General features: G+C 67.3%; 15 protein-coding genes and 1 pseudogene. 5 read left to right on the top strand and 11 right to left on the bottom strand.

Annotated features, from left to right (window positions below; all coding sequences use genetic code 11):
* Positions 1–24: 24 nt before the first annotated feature.
* From NBW77_RS18960 to hemW, 5 genes are all read right to left on the bottom strand, one after another.
* Positions 25–1,053, bottom strand: coding sequence for a PhoH family protein (locus NBW77_RS18960; protein WP_131746262.1), 1,029 nt, complete (start codon positions 1,051–1,053; stop codon positions 25–27).
* Between the two features lie 63 nt (positions 1,054–1,116).
* On the bottom strand, positions 1,117–1,881 hold the full coding sequence (locus tag NBW77_RS18965) for a 16S rRNA (uracil(1498)-N(3))-methyltransferase (RefSeq protein WP_250280094.1): 765 nt from the start codon (positions 1,879–1,881) through the stop codon (positions 1,117–1,119).
* Between the two features lie 85 nt (positions 1,882–1,966).
* Positions 1,967–3,112: a molecular chaperone DnaJ gene (dnaJ, locus tag NBW77_RS18970; protein WP_131746261.1), complete on the bottom strand. Its 1,146-nt coding sequence runs from the start codon at positions 3,110–3,112 to the stop codon at positions 1,967–1,969.
* A complete protein-coding gene (gene hrcA / locus NBW77_RS18975; RefSeq protein ID WP_131746260.1) occupies positions 3,112–4,131 on the bottom strand; it encodes a heat-inducible transcriptional repressor HrcA in 1,020 nt (339 codons plus the stop codon). The genes dnaJ and hrcA overlap by 1 nt, the downstream gene beginning before the upstream one ends.
* A 178-nt stretch (positions 4,132–4,309) precedes the next feature.
* Entirely contained in the window at positions 4,310–5,575 is a 1,266-nt protein-coding gene (gene hemW / locus NBW77_RS18980) for a radical SAM family heme chaperone HemW (RefSeq protein WP_131746259.1), read from the bottom strand.
* Positions 5,576–5,758: 183 nt separating this feature from the next.
* On the opposite strand from hemW, the gene NBW77_RS18985 reads away from it, so the two are divergent.
* Positions 5,759–5,935 carry a hypothetical protein gene (locus NBW77_RS18985; RefSeq protein WP_207386945.1) on the top strand — a complete coding sequence of 59 codons (177 nt, stop codon included), beginning with the start codon at positions 5,759–5,761 and terminating at the stop codon, positions 5,933–5,935.
* Between the two features lie 70 nt (positions 5,936–6,005).
* On the opposite strand, the gene lepA is transcribed toward NBW77_RS18985, so the two are convergent.
* Positions 6,006–7,859 carry a translation elongation factor 4 gene (gene lepA, locus NBW77_RS18990; protein WP_284346956.1) on the bottom strand — a complete coding sequence of 618 codons (1,854 nt, stop codon included), beginning with the start codon at positions 7,857–7,859 and terminating at the stop codon, positions 6,006–6,008.
* Between the two features lie 336 nt (positions 7,860–8,195).
* Between lepA and rpsT the strand changes: the two genes are divergently transcribed.
* Positions 8,196–8,465, top strand: coding sequence for a 30S ribosomal protein S20 (gene rpsT, locus NBW77_RS18995; RefSeq protein ID WP_131746258.1), 270 nt, complete (start codon positions 8,196–8,198; stop codon positions 8,463–8,465).
* 183 nt (positions 8,466–8,648) lie between these two features.
* On the opposite strand, the gene NBW77_RS19000 is transcribed toward rpsT, so the two are convergent.
* The 4 genes from NBW77_RS19000 to NBW77_RS19015 form a co-directional block, all read right to left on the bottom strand.
* Positions 8,649–9,104: a hypothetical protein gene (locus tag NBW77_RS19000; RefSeq protein ID WP_131746257.1), complete on the bottom strand. Its 456-nt coding sequence runs from the start codon at positions 9,102–9,104 to the stop codon at positions 8,649–8,651.
* The gene (gene holA, locus NBW77_RS19005) at positions 9,101–10,084 is read right to left on the bottom strand and encodes a DNA polymerase III subunit delta (RefSeq protein ID WP_242605734.1); all 984 of its coding nucleotides are present in this window, start codon (positions 10,082–10,084) and stop codon (positions 9,101–9,103) included. Before holA ends, NBW77_RS19000 begins: the two co-directional genes overlap by 4 nt.
* A gap of 137 nt (positions 10,085–10,221) precedes the next feature.
* The gene (locus tag NBW77_RS19010) at positions 10,222–11,805 is read right to left on the bottom strand and encodes a ComEC/Rec2 family competence protein (protein ID WP_165485984.1); all 1,584 of its coding nucleotides are present in this window, start codon (positions 11,803–11,805) and stop codon (positions 10,222–10,224) included.
* 32 nt (positions 11,806–11,837) lie between these two features.
* Complete coding sequence (locus NBW77_RS19015; RefSeq protein WP_250280095.1) at positions 11,838–12,740, bottom strand: ComEA family DNA-binding protein; 903 nt, start codon at positions 12,738–12,740, stop codon at positions 11,838–11,840.
* 549 nt (positions 12,741–13,289) lie between these two features.
* Here NBW77_RS19015 and NBW77_RS19020 point away from each other — a divergent pair.
* From NBW77_RS19020 to NBW77_RS19030, 3 genes are all read left to right on the top strand, one after another.
* Positions 13,290–14,909, top strand: coding sequence for an MDR family MFS transporter (locus tag NBW77_RS19020; protein WP_131746254.1), 1,620 nt, complete (start codon positions 13,290–13,292; stop codon positions 14,907–14,909).
* 93 nt (positions 14,910–15,002) lie between these two features.
* Entirely contained in the window at positions 15,003–15,566 is a 564-nt protein-coding gene (locus NBW77_RS19025) for a YceI family protein (protein WP_131746253.1), read from the top strand.
* Between the two features lie 43 nt (positions 15,567–15,609).
* Positions 15,610–19,077, top strand: a complete 3,468-nt coding sequence (locus tag NBW77_RS19030) for an AfsR/SARP family transcriptional regulator (RefSeq protein ID WP_131746252.1) — start codon at positions 15,610–15,612, stop codon at positions 19,075–19,077.
* 45 nt (positions 19,078–19,122) lie between these two features.
* Here NBW77_RS19030 and NBW77_RS22585 read toward each other — a convergent pair.
* Positions 19,123–19,191, bottom strand: a pseudogene (locus tag NBW77_RS22585) (hypothetical protein); the annotation flags it as partial.
* Between the last annotated feature and the right edge of the window lie 26 nt (positions 19,192–19,217).

The raw sequence follows: 19,217 nt of genomic DNA on the forward strand, positions 1-19,217 counted from the left end.
AACACGGCCATCAGTGATCCATCCTCATCGTCTTTCCCGGCGGGCGGCCTGGGCGGGCCGCGGCTGGGGGGCGCTCGCCGCGTCCCAGCGGGCATAGGCGTCGACGATGTCGCTGACAAGCCGGTGGCGTACGACGTCCGTGCTGGTCAGGGTCGCAAAGTGAACGTCGTCCACACCGTCGAGGATCTCCCGGACCACGCGTAGGCCGCTGCGGGTACCGCTGGGCAGGTCCACCTGGGTGATGTCCCCGGTCACGACGATCTTGGCACCGAACCCAAGCCGGGTCAGGAACATCTTCATCTGCTCGGCGGAGGTGTTCTGCGCCTCGTCCAGGAGGATGAAGGCATCGTTGAGGGTCCGCCCGCGCATGTACGCAAGCGGTGCCACCTCGATGGTGCCGCTCTGGATCAGCCGAGGAATCGTGTCCGGGTCGATCATGTCGTGCAGGGCGTCGTAGAGCGGGCGCAGATATGGGTCGATCTTGTCGTAGAGGGTGCCCGGCAGGAAACCGAGCCGCTCCCCCGCCTCGACCGCCGGCCGGGTCAGGATGATCCGGTTCACCTGCTTGGACTGCAACGCCTGGACGGCCTTGGCCATGGCCAGATAGGTCTTGCCGGTGCCGGCCGGGCCGATACCGAACACGATCGTGTGGACGTCGATCGCGTCCACGTACCGCTTCTGGTTCAGCGTCTTCGGCCGGATGGTCCGGCCGCGGCTGGACAGGATGTTGAGGGTGAGCACCTCCGCCGGCCGTTCCGCGCTGCCGCTGCGCAACATCGACAGCGAATGGTCGACGTGGGACGGCGTCAGCTCCGCACCGGACTCCAGCAGGGCGATCAACTCCGCGAAAAGCTTCGCGGCCAAGGCGTTCTCGGCCGGGGCACCGGTGATGGTGATCTCGTTACCGCGGACGTGGATATCGGACGATAACGCCTGCTCGACCACGCGCAGCAACTCGTCTTGGTGGCCGAGCAGGCTCACCATACTGTGCGCGCCCGGGACGACGATGCGCGTGACGGTCCGCTGGTCGGACGGGGTGGTGGAATCGGTCATGAGTTGCGGCCGGCGTCGGCCACGAGACCTCTCAAACGACATGGGTCAGGACGGTCCTTTAGTCTAGCGATCCCAGCGGGATGTGTGGGAGAACACGACCGCGGCGGCGACCACACCCGCCGTCGATGTCCGTAACACGGTGCCCCCCAGCCGGAAGGGCCTTGCTCCGGATGCGGCGAACACCTCCAGCTCACCTTCGGTGAGCCCGCCCTCCGGACCCACCACGACAACGATCTCCGGTGATCCCGACGTAGCCGCGACAGGCTGAGCGTCGAGCGCGCCGGAGACCAACGCGCCGGAGATCAACGCTCCGGAGATCAACGCGCCGGCGACCAACGGCTCGGTGGCCGCCTCGTGCAGGACCGCGGCAAGGTCCGCGCCGGCAAGCCGGGCGGCCACCGCGTCGGTGTCGGCGAGACCCCCGATCCGGGGCCAGAACACCCGCCGGGACTGCTTGGCCGCCTCATGCGCCGTCGTCACCCAGCGCCCGTGCGCACGCGCACCCCGGTCAGCGTCCCAGCGGACGATCGACCGGGACGCCGCCCAGGGGATGATCTCGTCCACCCCTACCTCGGTCATCAGCTCGACGGCAAGCTCACCACGGTCGCCCTTGGCCAGGGCCTGAACGACCACCAGCCGGGGGGCGGGCGCCGGGTGCACGACCCTGCGGTCTACCGCGCAGTCGACCTCATCCCGACGGCACCGCAGCACCGTGCACTCGGCCACGACACCGCAACCATCGGTGATGTCCAGTCGTTCACCAGGGTGTAGCCGGCGCACCGTCGCGGCATGTCGGCCTTCCGGACCGGACAGTGTCAGCTCGCGCACGTCCGGCACGCAGCCCTGGTGGAACAGAGGCGCGGTCAGCGGTCGGATCCCGTGCGGGCAGGCTCACGCCGTGGACCCGTCATGCCTACCGCGCCCCGCGGGACCCGCGGAGCCGGGAGAAGAAGCCCTGCCCGTCAATGGACCCGCTGCCGTTGGTCACCACCGCCGGCTGTTCTTCGTCCCGCAATTTCGCGAGCTCACGCAACAGCCGCTCCTGATCGGCATCGATCCTGGTCGGGGTCTCCACCACCACGTGAATGTGCAGATGACCGCGTCCGACCGAACGCAGGTGCGGAACACCCCGACCACTCATCGTGATCACATGATTGGGCTGGGTACCCGGCTTGACCGTGATGGTCTCGGCGCCGTCCAGAGTGTCCAGCTCGCACGTGGTGCCGAGTGCCGCCGCGGTCATCGGGATACGCAGCTCACAGTGCAGATCGTCGCCCTCTCGGGTGAAAACCGGGTGGGTCCGCTCCTGTACCTCGACGTAGAGGTCGCCGTTGGGTCCGCCGCCTGGGCCGACCTCGCCCTCGCCGGATAGCCGGATCCGCATCCCGTCCTCGACACCAGACGGGATCTTGACGGTGAGGTTGCGACGCTTTCGCACCCGTCCGTCGCCACCGCACTCCCGGCACGGATGTTCGATCACCGTCCCGGTGGCGCCGCAGCGGTTACACGGCCTGGATGTGACCATCTGCCCGAGAAACGAGCGGGTCACCTGCTGGATCTCCCCCCGCCCGTTACACACCGAGCAGGTCACCGGGCGGCTCCCCGGAGCAGCCCCGTCCCCGGAGCAGATGCCGCAAACCACCGCGGTGTCGACGGCGATGTCCTGGGTCGTCCCGAACGCGGTCTCAGCAAGATCCAGCTCCAGTCGGAGCAACGCGTCGTTGCCGCGGCGGACCCTTGAGCGCGGCCCACGACTTGCACCACCGCCGAAGAAGGCGTCCATGATGTCGCCGAGGCCACCGAAACCGGCACCGAACGCCGACCCGCCGGCTCCACCACCGGGCGCCAGCGGGTCACCGCCGAGGTCGACGATCTGGCGTTTCTCCGGGTCCGACAACACCTCGTAGGCGGCGGTCACGGTCTTGAACCGCTGCGCCGCCTCCGGGTCGGGGTTCACGTCGGGATGCAGCTCGCGGGCGAGCTTGCGGTACGCCCGCTTGAGTTCGTCGTTCGAGGCGTCCCGGCGCACGCCGAGCACCTCGTAGTAGTCGGTGGCCATCAGTCGGCACCCAAGAGATCACCTACGTACTTGGCGACGGCACGCACGGCCGCCATGGTTCCCGGATAGTCCATCCGCCTTGGACCGACCACTCCGAGGCCGCCCAACGCGGACGCTCCGCGACCGTACCCCGTCGCCACCACCGAGGTGGAACGCAGCGCATCCACGTTGTTCTCACGGCCAATACGCACCGTAACGGTATCGAGGTCCCGAACCTCGCCGATCAGTTTCAACAGAACGACCTGCTCCTCCAGAGCCTCCAGAAGCGGACGCAGCGTATCGGCAAAATCGAGCGCCGACCGAGTCAGGTTGGCAGTGCCCGCCAGCGCGATCCGCTCCTCCGGCTTTTCGACCAGTGCCTCCATCACCACCGCGATCAAAGTGTTCAGGTACGGACGCAGATCGGGACGGGCCTCGTCAGGCAGGTCCGCGACCGCCTCCGGCGCGTCCACCAGGCGGCGTCCGTTCAGCGCCCCGTTGAGCACTCCCCTCAGCTCACCGACGATCAGGTCGTCCACCGGAGCAGGGATCTCGACGACGCGCTGTTCAACCCGTCCGGTGTCGGTGATCAGCACGAGCAGCAGTCGCGCCGGGGTGATCGTCACAATCTCGATGTGCCGGACGCTACTGCACGACAGGGACGGGTACTGCACGACCGCGACCTGGCGGGTGAGCTGCGCGAGCAGGCGTACCGAGCGCCGGACCACGTCATCGAGGTCGACAGCACCTTCGAGGAAGCTCTGGATAGCCCGCCGCTCCGCCCTTGACAGCGGCTTGACGCCCGACAAGCGGTCGACGAACAGGCGATAGCCCTTGTCCGTGGGGATCCGCCCCGCGCTGGTGTGCGGCTGGGTGATGTACCCTTCCTCCTCAAGCGCAGACATGTCGTTACGAACGGTAGCCGGAGACACCCTGAGCTGGTGACGTTCGGCCAGCGCCTTGGACCCGACAGGTTCGTTGCTGAGCACGAAGTCCTCGACGATGGCACGCAGCACATCCAACCGCCGCTCCTCCAGCACGTCGTATCACCCCTTTGCCATGCTCAGGCCGTTGGACGAGGTCAGCCACGACCATCCGAGGCCGCAGGACCAGCGCCCGCCCCACGGACGCACTCTGGCACTCTGTTGCCGCGAGTGCCAAGTGTAGCTGTCTCGGACTCCAGCCGAGACGGACAAACAAACCAGCGAGCGCAGGAACTCAGTCCGGGAGAAGATCACGTATCACGGTGTCCGCCAGCAGCCGTCCCCGCAGGGTGAGCAGGACCCGCCCGGCGGCGAGCGCCGCCGGATCGACCAGCCCGTGCGCGGCAAGCCCGCTGGTCCGGGCCTGTCCCGCGACGGTCAGTTCCCCGACGGCAAGGCCGTCGCGGAGCCTGACCCCGAGCATCACCCGTTCCATCCGCACCGCCGCCTCACCAAGCTCCTCCCGGGCCGCCGCCGGACTCGTCCGTTCAGCGAGCAGCGCACTGTAGGCCGCCGGATGGCGGACGTTCCACCAGCGCACTCCCCCGACATGGCTGTGGGCTCCCGGCCCGAAGCCCCACCAGTCATGGCCGCGCCAGTACCCGAGGTTGTGCCGACTGCGGGAATCGTGATCACGGGCCCAGTTGCTGATCTCATACCAGCTCAGCCCTGCCGCGGCCAGGGTCTCCTCGGCCTGCTGGTAGCGGTCGGCCATCATGTCGTCGTCGGGTGGAAGCAGCTCGCCACGCCGGACCCGCCGAGCCAGCCGGGTGCCGTCCTCGACGGTCAGCGCATACGCGCTGACATGGTCGGGCTCAAGTTCGACCACCGCGTCCAGGCTCGCCTGCCAGTCCCGGTCGGACTCGCCCGGCGTGCCGTAGATGAGGTCGAGGTTGACGTGGGCGAAGCCCGCCTTGCGCGCCCAGCTGACCACGTCCGGGACGCGTCCGGGCGTGTGCCTGCGGTCCAGCGCGGCAAGTACGTGGGACCGGGCGCTCTGCATACCGAACGACACACGTGTGTAGCCGGCTACGCGCAGCCATTCCAGCGTGCCGGCGTCCACGGACTCGGGATTGGCTTCCGTTGTGATCTCAGCGTCCGTGGCGAGACCGAACTCGGTGTCGATCATTCGAAGTAGCCGGCCGAGGTCCTCGGCGGGCAGCAGGGTCGGCGTCCCGCCACCGACGAAGACCGTCGAGACCGGTACGTCGGCCGGGCCGAGAACGGACCGGGCCAGGCTCAGCTCGCCGGCAAGCGTCTCCACGAACGTTCCGACGGCGACGCCCGGCCCGAGCTCGGACGCCGTGTAGGTGTTGAAGTCGCAGTAGCCACAGCGGGTCGCGCAGTACGGGACGTGCACGTAGACGCCGAACGGACGGGTACCGAACCCGTCCGTGGCCCACGCCGGGAGCGCACCGTCCGCCGGAACCCCAGGGCCCGCCCGGCCGGCGGCGTCGCCGGACAGCCCGCGACCGGAGTCGGCCGCCGAGATGCGTGACATGACCATAGTGTGCCTGACTGGCAACGCTGTGTCTGCCAGTCTTGCCCCCTTTCATTACAGCAATCGCACCGACACCCCAGCTGGAAATTGCCCGACCGCCAACACGGTTGGCCATTTGTTGATAATTTACGGGATAATATGGACGAAGCGTCGTGGAATCGTGGTCCCCTGCCAGGGAAGCTCATGAACATGAATGACGACGCCGTGCGCGGTGTCCTCGACAACATCGAGGATCTGCTTCCCCCTCACACGACGGAGTACCGATCCGGCACCCTGACCGGACCGGCGGGTTCAGCCAGCCGCGACGAACCCGCGACCGAACCGATCCACCTACCTTCCACCTCCACCCGGATCCGCTGACCCTCCCCTCCCCGGATTTCCCCCCTCGGAAATCCGGGGATCCCGGAGCCGGGCCGCCCCGGCACCCCGGCTACTTGGTGGTCTTGGGTGTATCCGTGGAGAGCGCTGCGATAAAGGCTTCCTGGGGGACCTCGACACGGCCGATGGTCTTCATCTTCTTCTTGCCCTCCTTCTGCTTCTCCAGCAGCTTGCGCTTGCGGGTGATGTCACCCCCGTAGCACTTGGCCAAGACGTCCTTGCGGATGGCGCGGATGTTCTCCCGTGCGATGATCCGGCTGCCGATCGCGGCCTGAATCGGCACCTCGAACTGCTGGCGGGGGATCAGCTCCCGTAGTCGCGAGGTCATCGCCACCCCGTAGCCGTATGCCTTGTCCCGGTGGACGATCGCGGAGAACGCGTCCACCGCCTCCCCCTGCAGGAGGATGTCGACCTTCACCAGGTCGGACACCTGTTCCCCGGCCGGTTCGTAGTCGAGGCTCGCATACCCACGGGTCCGCGACTTCAGGGCGTCGAAGAAGTCAAAAATGATCTCTCCGAGCGGTAGCCGGTACTTGAGTTCAACCCGGTCGGTGGACAGGTAGTCCATCCCGTCCAACGTGCCGCGCCGCCCCTGGCAGAGCTCCATGACCTGCCCGACGAAATCCGACGGCAGCAGCACCATGGCGTCCACGACCGGCTCGTACACCTCCGCAATCTTTCCCGCCGGCCAGTCACTCGGGTTGGTGACGACGGTCTCGCCGCCGTCCTCCATCACCACCCGGTAGACCACGTTCGGCGCGGTGGAGATGAGCGTGAGACCGAACTCCCGTTCCAGGCGCTCTCGAACGATCTCCAGATGGAGCAGGCCGAGGAAGCCGCAGCGGAAGCCGAACCCGAGCGCCGCGGAGGTCTCCGGCTCGTAGGTCAACGCGGCGTCGTTGAGCTGCAGTTTGTCCAGCGCCTCACGCAGCGCCGGATACTCGCTGCCATCCATCGGGTACAGACCGCTGTATACCATCGGACGTGGATTACGATAGCCGCCGAGCGGGCGCTCGGCCGGCCGGCCCGTCGACGTCACCGTGTCACCCACACGCGCCTGCCGGACGTCCTTGACACCCGGGATCAGATAGCCGACCTCTCCCGCGGACAGTCCCTCCGTCGGGATCGGATCCGGCGAGATCACTCCGACCTCAAGGGTCTCGTGGCTGGCCCGGGTCGACATCATCAGGCAGCGGTCGCGGGTGGTGAGACGTCCATCGACCACCCGCACATAAGTGATCACACCCCGATAGGTGTCGTAGACGCTGTCGAAGATCATGGCTCGGGCGGGCGCGTCCGGGTCACCCATGGGCGCGGGAATCCGCCGGACGATCTCGTTGAGCAGCTCGGGCACACCCTGGCCGGTCTTGCCCGACACCCGCAACACGTCACCAGGATCACATCCGATGATCTGTGCCAGCTCGGCCGCGTACTTCTCGGGCTGCGCGGCCGGCAGATCGATCTTGTTCAGGACCGGGATGATCTGCAGGTCGTTCTCGAGCGCCAGATACAGATTGGCCAGTGTCTGCGCCTCGATGCCCTGGGCCGCGTCGACAAGCAACACCGCGCCCTCACATGCCGCCAGCGACCGGCTGACCTCATAGGTGAAGTCAACGTGACCAGGAGTATCGATCAGGTGCAGGACGTAGTCACGTCCGTCGTCCGCCTGCCATGGCAGGCGGACACTCTGCGCCTTGATCGTGATGCCACGCTCACGCTCAATGTCCATACGATCCAGGTACTGGGCGCGCATGTTGCGCGCCTCAACGACACCGGTGACGCCTAGCATCCGGTCTGCGAGCGTCGACTTGCCATGGTCGATATGGGCGATGATGCAGAAGTTGCGGATCGACGCCTGGTCGACCGGTGCCTGGTTGATACGACGGGGGTCGGAGGCTGCGGGCACGCGGGGGTCTTCTCGTTTCGTCGGGACGGACTGTTCTCCGGGGCGGACCGTGCTCCGGGGCTCTGCTCATCGTGCCAGGACTCGGGCGCCTCCATCGCCCCACACCCGCGCGATATGCCCGCGGGATGCTCCTGCGCGGCCCGGCGCCGGCCGGTCGGCGCCCACCTGCCCGCGATCCCTTGGTAAGTTGATAGGGTTGCAGCCGCATACCCAGCTGTGCCGGGTGCTGCAAACCGGTGCTGCAAACCGGGGGCTGCACCTGTCCGGGGTGGTCGTGAACCGAGAACGGGACCCGACCGCCACTCATGCCGATTCGACGACCAGGGGTTCTTTCGCGTGGCCAACATCAAGTCGCAGATCAAGCGCAACCTCACCAACGAGAAGCGACGGCTGCGCAACAAGGCCGTGAAGTCCGAGCTGAAGACGGTCATTCGCCGTTTCCGGCAGGCCGTGGACTCCGGTGACAGCGAGCGTGCCGGTCTGGAACTGCGCATCGCCTCGCGCAAGCTCGACAAGGCTGTCAGCAAGGGTGTCATCCACGCGAACCAGGCTGCCAACAAGAAGTCCGCGATGGCCGCACGTCAGGCCTCGCTGACCGACGCCTGACGTTGACGCACACCGTCAGCTGACGGCTGAGCCGTCCCTGACGGCCACCGCCGTGTGCCACAGCCCGCGCTGGACGTCAGTCCACTCGCGGGTCTGTGGTTTTCATCACTCAACCGGCGTTACGGTGGTCTTACTCATCTGTTCAGTAACGGCTGTTGGCTCGGTGACTACTCGGGACTTTGATCAGTTATCCGTGTGATGACGGGCATGTTCCACCTCTGTCCACAACATACTTCTGATCATGTTGTTGTAGGCCACCATCGCGGCCACCGTCAGCGGCAGAGCCAGGATCACCCACGCGCTCGCCAGATCCGCCAGAGTTATGAGCAGGGCAAGCAGGATGCTGCCAACGCCAAGGAACCCACGCGACCGGCCCGAGATGTCGAAGCCGCCCAGGCCATGCTCCTGATCGTCCCGGTGCCTGTGGGTGTGGCCGTCGTGATGACCGTGATGACCGTGATCGGGCAGCCGGACCGGTTCGGACGGGCTCACGTCGCCGCGTTCTTCGTCGCGGGTCCTCGAACGCGGTTCGCCCCCCGCGCCAGAAACGGCCCCCACGCCGGGAACAGCCCCGTCGCCGGGAACAGCCCCGTCGCCAGAAACGGCCCCGTCGTCGGGCGGTATCGCCTCAGAGGTCATCTACGGGCTCCCGCCGTATCGCCACGAGCCGACACGACCTCGGTGATCAACCGTTCCAACCCATAGGCCGGGTCGACAGCGCCGCCCTTGACGGCCGAGTCAGCTGCGCTTGCAGCACGCATCGCGCGGGCCAGCCCGTCGTCGCTCCAGGCCCGGGCTGCACGCTGGGACCGCTCCACCTTCCAGTCAGGCATGCCGAGACTGCGTGCCAGCTCCCAGGTGGAGCCTCCGCTTGCGGAGGCTACCCGGGCAAGATCTCGCAGTCCGGTGGTCACCGCACTGGCGACGAGAACCGGTGGAACTCCGTTACCGAGAGTCTGCCGCAGAACGGTGAGGGCCTGCGCGAGTTCTCCCGCGATCGCCGCGTCCGCAACCGCGAACCCGGTGGCCTCCGCCAGGCCACGACGGTACTGGGCGACCAGCGTCTCATTGACCACCCCACCCGAGTCTGTAACCATCTGGACGCACGTCGAAGCAAGCTCCCGCAGATCACCCCCGACCGCCTCCACCAGTGCCTTCACCGCGCCAGGGCTGATCTGACCACCCAACCGGCGGACCTCGGTGGCGACAAAGTCGTGGCGATCCCGGGTACGGGTGATGCGTGCCGCTGTCACGACCGTCGCCTTGGCCGCCTTCATCGCGTCCACCAGTTTGCGGTTGCGCACAGCGCCACTGTGAACGACAACGAGCACAACATCGTCCAGCGGCCGGACGCTGTAGGCCAGCAGCGCATCCCGGAGATCCTCCGCGAGTTCCTGTGCACCGCGGACCACGACAACCCGCAGCCCGCCGAACATCGAAGGACTGGTCAGATCGACCACATCGCTGTCGGTAAGCTCGCCGGGCGCCCGGTCGACGATCTCCACCTGCGGATCGTGGGCCCGAGCAGCATCGACTACTTCCCGGACACCCCGAGAGACCAGCAGCTCCTCGTCGCCCGTGACAAGGACCAGCCGCGGCAGTGCGAACGTTGACGCCACGCTGGGGAGCATGTCACGAGGGCGGCCCACGGGCTGTCATGCCCTGGCCGGAATATGCCGCGCGTTCATGCATACGGTCGGGACCCGCGGCAGCACGACCCGCGGCAGCACGACCCGCGGCAGCACGACGCACCCTGTCACCCCGACGGAGGCCACGAAACAGCGAACCGCATCATGATGACCAGTTGTGTGCCCAGCGCCCCGGCGCACACGGCGGCAAGAACCCGGCGCCCGTGACGCCGACGGATCGCCCCCAGCACAACGATGGTGACGGCGAGGAGAGCGAGTGCGCCGAGCGGACCGCCCGGCCATCCGATCTGTGCCCCGGGTGCCCGCGCCGCCACGTGGGCAACCGTGATCAACCATCCACAGGGCAGGCCGGCTACGGTCGCGAGCAGGCGGGCCAGCGGATCACATACCAGCGCGGCCATCGTGGCGAGCACCCCGAGGATCGTCGCCGGGGCGACCGCGACGTCCGCCACCATGTTGGCGGGAACGGCTAGCAGGCTGACGCCGCCACCAACCGCGACCAGGATCGGCGAGCAGGCGACATGCGCCGCCGCGGCGACCGCGAGCGTTTCAGCCAGCCACCGCGGCATCCGACGGGCAAGGGCCTCACGCCAGCCCGGCGCCAGGACCACCAGCCCGGCGGTGGCGAGCACCGACAGGGTGAACCCGACCGAGCGGGCGAGATCTGGATCAGCGAGAACGAGCAGCAGAATGGTCGCCGAAAGCGCGGGGATCGCCACCCGTGGTCTCCCACTGCCGGCCGCGACAACTCCGATCAGCCCCATGACGCCCGCACGCAGAACGCTGGGTGACGGTCGGGCCAGCACGACAAAACCGAACAGGGCCAATGCGACCCATGCGGCCTGTAACCGCGGACCCAACCGACTGCGTCGTACGACAAGGGTCGCCGCGGCGATGATGATCGCGCAGTTCGCCCCGGAGACAGCCACGAGATGGGACATCCCAGCGGTCCGGAAATCCTCCCGAACCTCGTCATCAAGGTTGCTCGTGTCACCGATGACCAGACCGGGCAGCAGCCCCCGACGTGCGCCGGGCAGCCCTGAAGCGGCATCGCGCAATCCCTGCCGGAGATGACCGGCCGCCCGCTGCATTGCCGAAGGTTCACCAACCGTCACCGGCGGAGCCCGGACGAAGATGACCGCGGCAACGGTGTCACCCGAACGTGGCGGTGCGAGGTTTCCGGAGGTGCGGATCCGCTGGCTCGGCAGCAGGCCTTCCCAACCAGGCGCGGTTGCCAGTACAAGGACGGGCTGGCGCAGCCGGATGCTACTCCCACCGACGGTGAGCTGCCGGACCCGTACCGGGATGATGACCAGCTCGGAGTTACCGCCATGACTGATCCGCGGATCACCGGTGACCTCGCCGTCGACGGTGGCGGAAGCCCGAGCCCCGCCGAGGCCGGCGAGCGGACCGTGGGTACGGGCGCGGGCCGGGATGCCCGCCGAGAGCACCCCTGCGGCAAGACAGGCAAGGCAGGCAAGACCCGCGGCCACGGGCCTCCAGACCTGCTGACACCGGAGCAGGAGCACCGTGAGCAGCACCACCACGCATACCAGCGTCCCGGCGAGCCACAGGACGACCTCCGATGGAACGACCGTTTCCGCGCAGGCAGCACCTACCCAGGCCGCAAGCGCCGGACCGACGAGCCGAAGATCGGCCGGACGGTGCACGTCGACCCCGAGCATGTCCATGCCTGCCATCCGTGCCATGCGGTCGCCGCCCATCAGACGGTGATGAACGGGAGCAGATCCGCGAGCCGTTTGTCGCCGACCCCAGTCACCTCTCCCAGCTGTCGGGTGGAGGTGAATCCGCCATGCGCCTCACGCCACTCGACGATCCGCTGTGCCAGGACCGGGCCGACACCGGGCAGGCCATCGATGGCTTCGACGGAAGCGGTGTTGAGGTTCAGCGGTGTGGCCGGTGCGGCAGCCGACGACCTCGCGCCGCCCCCACCGCTGCCACCACTCACAGGCTGCGGCGGCGCCGGGCCTGGTCGGCCATCCACAAGAATCTGCTCACCGTCGACCAGACGGCGGGCAAGCGCGAGACCTGATGTGTCGAGCCCGGGCAGAACTCCCCCAGCCTGGGCGACAGCATCCATCACCCGGGATCCGGCCGGCAGGGTGACCACCCCGGGCCTGTGTACCTTCCCGACCACGTCGACGACGATCTGCGCAGTCGGACTCCTCGTAGCGCCGGCCGGTGACCATGCGGCGTTCGGTCGGGGGCCGGTACCGTCCGCACCACCATGTTCCCGGTCGGCGGAGGCGACCGCCGCGTTCGACCCGGAACGCAGGTTCGTGGTAACCGGCACCGCCCTGCTCTGCCAGGCGAACCACCCTGTTGCCAGCGCCGCGACAAGCACAACGATGGCGAGCAGTAGCGCCCCGCGTAAGGACGGATCCACAAGGCCGCCGCGCAGCGCCCGGGGCAGCAACCCGGCAAGCCGCACCGTGGCGCTCCCGGGAACCGGCTGCCGGCCCGGCCGACCGACAGCGTTCTCGGAGAGCAACTCGTCCAGGGAGGCATGCTCCTCGGGTACGTCTCCTCTCGCCTCGGGCCGGGAGCGCCGGTCGGGGACACTCGGGCCGGACGATCCCGGGTGGACAACCTCCGGATCCATCATGTCGGGATCGACGATGTCGGACCAGACCGACTCCGTTGTCGGAACCTCGGGGACGGCTACGCCCGGAGTCCACCTGGAGAAGACGGGCGGATGTCCTGGACGCCGCGAGCCGTCCTCCTGTGAGGAATCCGCCAGGATGTGATCGTCACCTGGTCCCGGGATCAAGACGCCTGCCTGCGACACCCGGCGCCGCGCGGCAGCCGTTGCCTCGTTTCGTCGGACGCTACGCATAAACGAAAGATCAGCCATGTCCACGACGGTAGGACGCCCCGTGAGCCTGTCGTACGCAACGCAGGGAACCTGTGGATAACGAGAACTCATCCACAGGCGTACGGAACGTGACAGGCCACTTCGGTTATGATCGCCCACAGCGACCGGAGATTGCGCATATCCCAGGTTATCCGGGATACGGCGCGTATAGTTGCGTCACACAACTAAGCGGCGGGCACTGTACTGCGGACAGGTCGCGTCCTACGCCGAGCGCCCACTATCACCGGATGCGGTACCGCTGCACAAGCAACACCGATGAACCCGGACGACGGAGGATGAATGACGACTCAGCCCGACGTCGTCGGTGGTGAAGAATCACCAGCCGGCACCGCTACAGGCCTACCCCACCGGCAAATCATCATTATCATCATCGGACTGATGATGGGGATGCTGCTCGCGGCACTGGACCAGACCATTGTCTCGACCGCGCTTCCGACCATTGTCGGCGAGTTCCACCGCGGCGATATGCTCTCCTGGCTGGTGACGGTCTACCTGTTGACCTCCACCGTTTCGGCCCCGATCTACGGGAAGGCCAGCGACCTGTACGGACGCAGAACCGTACTCCAGATTTCCATCATCATCTTCCTGATCGGCAGCACATTCAGCGGGCTTTCTCAGTCGATGTACCAGCTCGTCGGGTTCCGCGCATTGCAGGGCCTCGGAGCCGGCGGACTTCTCTCGCTGGCTTTTGCTGTTGTCGGGGACATCATTCCGCCGCGGGAACGCGGACGCTATCAGGGGTACTTCGGCGGGGTTTTCGGAGCAGCAAGCATCCTCGGTCCCGTCATCGGCGGCTTCTTCGTCGACCATGCGTCATGGCGTTGGGTTTTCTTCATCAACATCCCGGTCGGATTCGCCGCGCTCGTCGTCATCAACCGGACCCTACGACTACCGTTCCAGGGCCGCCGTGCGGTCATCGACTGGGCCGGTGCGGCGCTCCTCGTCACCGGGGTCACTGCAATCCTTCTCGCCACCCAGACCGGGGGTAGGGACTTCCCGTGGGCGTCCTGGCAGATCAGCACGATGATCGCCATCGGTATCATGCTGATCGCCGCTTTCACGCTACGTGAGCGGATCGCTCCCGAGGCGATTCTTCCGCCACGGCTGTTCGCCAATGACGTCTTCAGGGTCTCCGCGCTGCTGAGCCTTATCACCGGCATCTTCATGTTCGGGTCGCTTATCTTTCTCCCGCAGTACCTGCAGCTCGTTCATGGCATCAGCGCCACGGTCAGTGGGCTGCAGACACTCCCGATGCTCGCAGGCCTCCTGCTGACCTCGATCGCGTCCGGCCGACTGATCAGCAGCAGCGGACACTACAAACGATTCATTGTCAGCGGCACGATCGGGGTCACGGTCGGGCTTCTCCTGCTGAGCCGAATCCGCGCCGACACGAGCCTGGTGACACTCGGCTGTTCCATGTTTGTCTTCGGCTGCGGCCTGGGACTTCTCCTTCAGAATGTCACGCTGGCGGTACAGAACGCCGTGGATCCCCGCGACATGGGTACCGCGACGTCGAGCGTCACCTTCCTGCGAACGCTGGGAGGCGCAATCGGCGCATCCGCACTCGGTGCCGTGCTCACCGCCCAACTTACGACGAATATCGCCCGTCGGATACCAGGCGCGCAGAACGGTGGGACGAACATCAATCGTCTGATCTCGGCACCACACGAGGTCGCACAAATGGCGGCGCCGGTACGAAATGCGATTCGGATCGCCTACTCCGACTCCCTGGGACGGGTCTTCCTCACAGCCGCCCCGATCGGCATCGCCGCATTCCTGGTCAGCCTGTTCCTTCGGGAGGTCGAACTACGTGGATCAGCCGGGCTGTTCCGTGGCGAAGCATCCGGGGACGACGCAGACCTGACCGCGCCGACGGCCGTCACGCCGAACCGCCTGTGACGCTGTCGTGATCTGACATGTTCGCGAGGTAGGTTGTCACCGGAACAGGCAATTCACCGCTCATGAGAGGAAGCCACCGACAGGGAGGACACCATGAGCACATCAGGTGCCAGCCTCGAGAGGCTCACCGGAAGCTGGATGATCGACCCTGATCACAGCCTGCTGGGCTTCGCCGTGCGACACGCGATGGTGACGACCGTCCGCGGCAGCTTCAGATCGTTCGAAGGCACGTTGCACCTCAACGGATCCGAGCCCACCGCATCGACCGCGATGGCCGTCATCCACACCGCAAGCATCGATACCGGCAACACCGATCGTGACAACCACCTGCGCTCCCCTGATTTCCTTGACGTCGAGAAGTACCCCACGATCACCTTCGACAGCATGAACATGAAGATCGGGGATAAACCGGACGTCTATCTGGTCACGGGCGACCTGACGATCAGGGGTACGACCCGTGCCGTCGACGTGGTCGTCGAGTTCCAGGGCAGCGCCGTGGACCCGTTCGGCAACACCCGTGCCGGTTTCACCGGTTCCACCGCCATCAGCCGAAAGGAATTCGGCCTCACCTGGAATGCCGTACTGGAGACAGGTGGCGTCCTCCTGGGCGACAAGGTCGGGATCGAGCTCGACATCTCGGCCATCAGGGCCTCCTGAGCTCGACCGATCAGCGCTCATTCCGTGATGGGATGCTGAGACCATGCGTGTGGCGCTGCTGGGTCCGCTGGCGATTGCCGATGATCTGCGTGCGGGCGGAGCCCTGCGACCACTCGACACCGGCGGCCCACGTCTACGCTGCCTGCTGGCGCTGCTCGCCCTCAACGCCGATCGTGCTGTCGGGTTCGCGACACTTGCCAACGCGCTATGGGGTGACCAGCCGCCGAATGGCGCCACGAACGCACTCCAGTCGCTGGTGTCCCGGCTGCGCCGGACCCTACGGGAAAATTGGCTGCCTACGATCAGCGACGGAACCGGACAGCTGGTCGTCACCACCACCGCCGGTTATCGACTCGCCATCGATCCTGACGACGTCGACGTCCACCGGTTCGATCGGCTCACGGGCGACGGCCGGCGTGCCCTGACCGGTGGTGACCCGGCGACCGCGACCGAACTGCTGTACAGCGCGCTGGATCTGTGGCGAGGACCGGCATTCGTCGACATCTCCGGTGTCGCGGTCACAGCCAGTCATGTGGCCCGTTTCGAAGATCTCAGAATTACCGCCCTCGAGAATCTCTTCGGCGCGGAGCTGGCTCTGGGCCGTCAGGCTGACATCCTCGGCGATCTGGAAGGCCTCGCTCGTGCTCATCCCCTGCGTGAGCGGTTACGCGTTCACTGGATCACCGCTCTTGCCCGCCTGGGACGTACGGCCGATGCCCTTGCCGTGTTCGAGTCGACGCGACAGGCACTCGCCGACGAGCTGGGAGCCAGCCCCTCTCCCGAACTGGCCGGCATCCACCTCGCTCTGCTGCGTGATGATCCGGACCTGGTATGCGGCGATCCGACATCCGCACGTCGTTGCGCCGTCCCGGCCGCGCCCCTGCCGATGTCGAACCTGCCGATGTCGAACCTGCCGATTCCCCTGACCACCTTCGTCGGACGCGACGAGGAACTACGTCAGGTCACCGCCACGCTGGTGTCCCATCGACTTGTGACCCTCACCGGGGCGGGGGGTTCAGGAAAAACGCGGCTCGCGATCGAAAGCGCGAAAAGGCTGATCCACGAGACCGTCGACGAGATCCGGTTCGTCGAGCTGGCATCGGTCGATGATCCCGCCGACGTTCCGGAAGCGGTCCGAAATATACTAGAAGCTCCGGGTACAACCGGATTTGGACCGGCTGCCGGCGCACGCTCGACGGGTGCCGTACCGCGCCAGCGGGAAGCCGACGTCCTCGGTCGTCTGGCCGCCGTGCTTGCTCACCGTCGGGCACTGGTCATCCTGGACAACTGCGAGCATGTCGTGGGAGCTGCCGCCGTCGTGGCCGATGCCATACTCGCCGCCGGTTCGCAGGTGCGGGTTCTCGCGACCAGCCGCGAACGCCTGGCGGTCACCGGTGAGCGGCTGGTGGTGGTGGGCCCACTGCCCCTGCCGCCCGCCGATGCGGACCCGACGGTGGCGTTGCGGTCCCCGGCGGTGGCCCTCCTGGCGGACCGGGCGGCGGCGGTGTGCCCGGGGTTCATCGTGGACAGACGTACCGTGGGTGCGGTTGCGGAGATCTGCCGGCGACTCGACGGGCTCCCGCTTGCCATCGAGCTGGCCGCGGCCCGGCTGCGGGCCCTGTCCCCCCGCCAGGTCGCCACCCGCCTCGACGACCGGTTCCGGCTACTCACGGCCGGCAGTCGCACAGCCCTGCCCCGCCATCAGACACTGCGGGCGGTGATCGCGTGGAGCTGGGACCTGCTTGTGCCCGCCGAACGCACTGTCGCCAGGCGGCTGGCGGTGTGCCCGGCCGGTGCCGCCCTGGAGGCAGCCGAAGAGATCTGTTCGGATACGGCGTTGCCACGAGCCGACGTCCTAGACCTGTTGACGTCCCTGGTTGACAAATCCCTGGTCATCGCGACCGGTGAAAACAGCTGGGACGGCAGGACGGACGAGGTCCGGTACCGGATGCTGGACACCGTCCGCGTGTTTGCCACGGAACGGCTGGCAGAGGCCGGGGAGGCCGACCGGGTACGGGAGAACCACGCCCGGTACTACACACGGCTGGCTGAAACAGCCGAACCGTATCTACGCACAGAAGATCAGATCGAGTGGATCCACCGGCTCGACGCCGAGAACGACAACCTGCTCGCCGCACTGCGCTGGGCCGTCGACGGACAGCACGCGGACACGGCGGTCCGCCTGGGAGCCGCTGTCGGTTGGCTGTGGACGATGCGTGGCCTGCACCATCAGGCGGCGACACGGCTCGCTCCCGTGGTGGCACTACAAGGTCCCGCATCGCTGGAAGCACGTGCCAGGGCGATGTTCATCCACGCGATGAACCGACAGATACCGATCCGACAGGACGGCGACAGCGCAGCCCTGGCCGACGCCCTCCTCCCGGTCGTCCGCCGGGCGGTGGCGGAGTCGGACTCGCCCATGCTTGCCCTGGCCGAACCAATGGTAGCCGCCTGGACGACGGACTCCCCCGCCGCGCGCGAGGCATTCGGTGACATCGTCGCTCATCCAGACCCCTGGACCCGGGCGGTCGCCCTGTTCATCCGCGGCTCGATCGCCGAGAACGCCGGGGACGCCGCGGCCGCGGCCAGCGACTTCGCCCGCTCGCTGAAGGCGTTCCGCATCACAGGTGACCGGTGGGGGCTGCACGTCGGGCTACGTGTCATCGCCGAGGCACGGGCACTGGCCGGCCGGCACGCGGAGGCGGTGGAAGCCTGTCGGCAGGCTCTGGAGCTGGCCGTGGAGGTCGGAGCCTGGGACGACGCCGGCTGGACCAGGATCATGATCGGTTTCCAGCTCGCCCGGGCGGGCGAGCTGCCCGGAGCGCGCGCGGAGATCGAGGAAGCCGCCCGGCTCGCCGCCCGTCACGGCCCGGGGCTGACTGCCCTGCTCATCGACATCGGCCGCGGGGAGATCGAACGGCGGGCCGGAAATCCAGCCCGAGCACATGATCACTACCGGCGTGCGCTGGAGGCTCGGGGCGAGGCGGGGCCACTCCAGATCAAGGTCGCGGCACTGGCGGGCCTGGGCTACCTGGCTACCGCGGACGGCGATGTCGAACGGTCACGCACGCTACTCACCGAAGCGGTCCGCCTCGCGGACGAATGCCACGACATGCCGGCCATGGCATGGGCGGTCGAAGCCATGGCCGACGCGGCGCTGAGCAACGGCGGCCCCGAGCGGGCCGCGTGGCTGCTCGGGATCGCCGCCGGCGTCCGCGGCACGCCGGACCTGGGCAATCCGGACGTGATCCGCGTCATCGAAACCGCCCGCGGTGCGCTCGGCGACATCGCTTTCGACCGGGAGTACGACCTCGGCGGGCAGCACGCCCGCAGCGGGATCACGACCGGAGCAGATCTACTGCGGTCCGCTGGTCCGCTGGTCCGGTTCTCAGGTCCGCCGCAGATACGCCCGGACGGAGAGTGGCGCGAAGACCACGATGATTCCCGCCGTCCAGGCCAGACACGCCAGCACGGGGCCGGCCACCGGTCCACCCAGCATGAGGCCACGTGAGGCCTCGACCAGGTGAGTGACCGGGTTGGCATGCACAAAGGCGCGCAGCCCCGAGGGCATGGTGTCGGCCTGGACGAACGCGCTGCTGCCGAACGACAGGGGCAACATCATCATGAACGAGACGCCCTGAACCGTGCCGG

This window comes from Frankia sp. Cppng1_Ct_nod (assembly GCF_920656135.1).
In the GTDB taxonomy this organism is placed as follows: Bacteria; Actinomycetota; Actinomycetes; order Frankiales; family Frankiaceae; genus Protofrankia; species Protofrankia meridionalis.

What these genes read in the sequence shown, in the direction of transcription:
- NBW77_RS18960 (WP_131746262.1), bottom strand. Translation starts at nt 1,053, where the DNA reads ATGACCGATTCCACCACCCCGTCCGACCAGCGGACCGTCACGCGCATC.
- dnaJ (WP_131746261.1), bottom strand. Translation starts at nt 3,112, where the DNA reads ATGGCCACCGACTACTACGAGGTGCTCGGCGTGCGCCGGGACGCCTCG.
- hemW (WP_131746259.1), bottom strand. Translation starts at nt 5,575, where the DNA reads ATGTCACGCATCTCGGCGGCCGACTCCGGTCGCGGGCTGTCCGGCGAC.
- NBW77_RS18985 (WP_207386945.1), top strand. Translation starts at nt 5,759, where the DNA reads ATGAACATGAATGACGACGCCGTGCGCGGTGTCCTCGACAACATCGAG.
- NBW77_RS19000 (WP_131746257.1), bottom strand. Translation starts at nt 9,104, where the DNA reads ATGACCTCTGAGGCGATACCGCCCGACGACGGGGCCGTTTCTGGCGAC.
- NBW77_RS19010 (WP_165485984.1), bottom strand. Translation starts at nt 11,805, where the DNA reads ATGGACATGCTCGGGGTCGACGTGCACCGTCCGGCCGATCTTCGGCTC.
- NBW77_RS19015 (WP_250280095.1), bottom strand. Translation starts at nt 12,740, where the DNA reads ATGATGGATCCGGAGGTTGTCCACCCGGGATCGTCCGGCCCGAGTGTC.
- NBW77_RS19020 (WP_131746254.1), top strand. Translation starts at nt 13,290, where the DNA reads ATGACGACTCAGCCCGACGTCGTCGGTGGTGAAGAATCACCAGCCGGC.
- NBW77_RS19025 (WP_131746253.1), top strand. Translation starts at nt 15,003, where the DNA reads ATGAGCACATCAGGTGCCAGCCTCGAGAGGCTCACCGGAAGCTGGATG.
- NBW77_RS19030 (WP_131746252.1), top strand. Translation starts at nt 15,610, where the DNA reads ATGCGTGTGGCGCTGCTGGGTCCGCTGGCGATTGCCGATGATCTGCGT.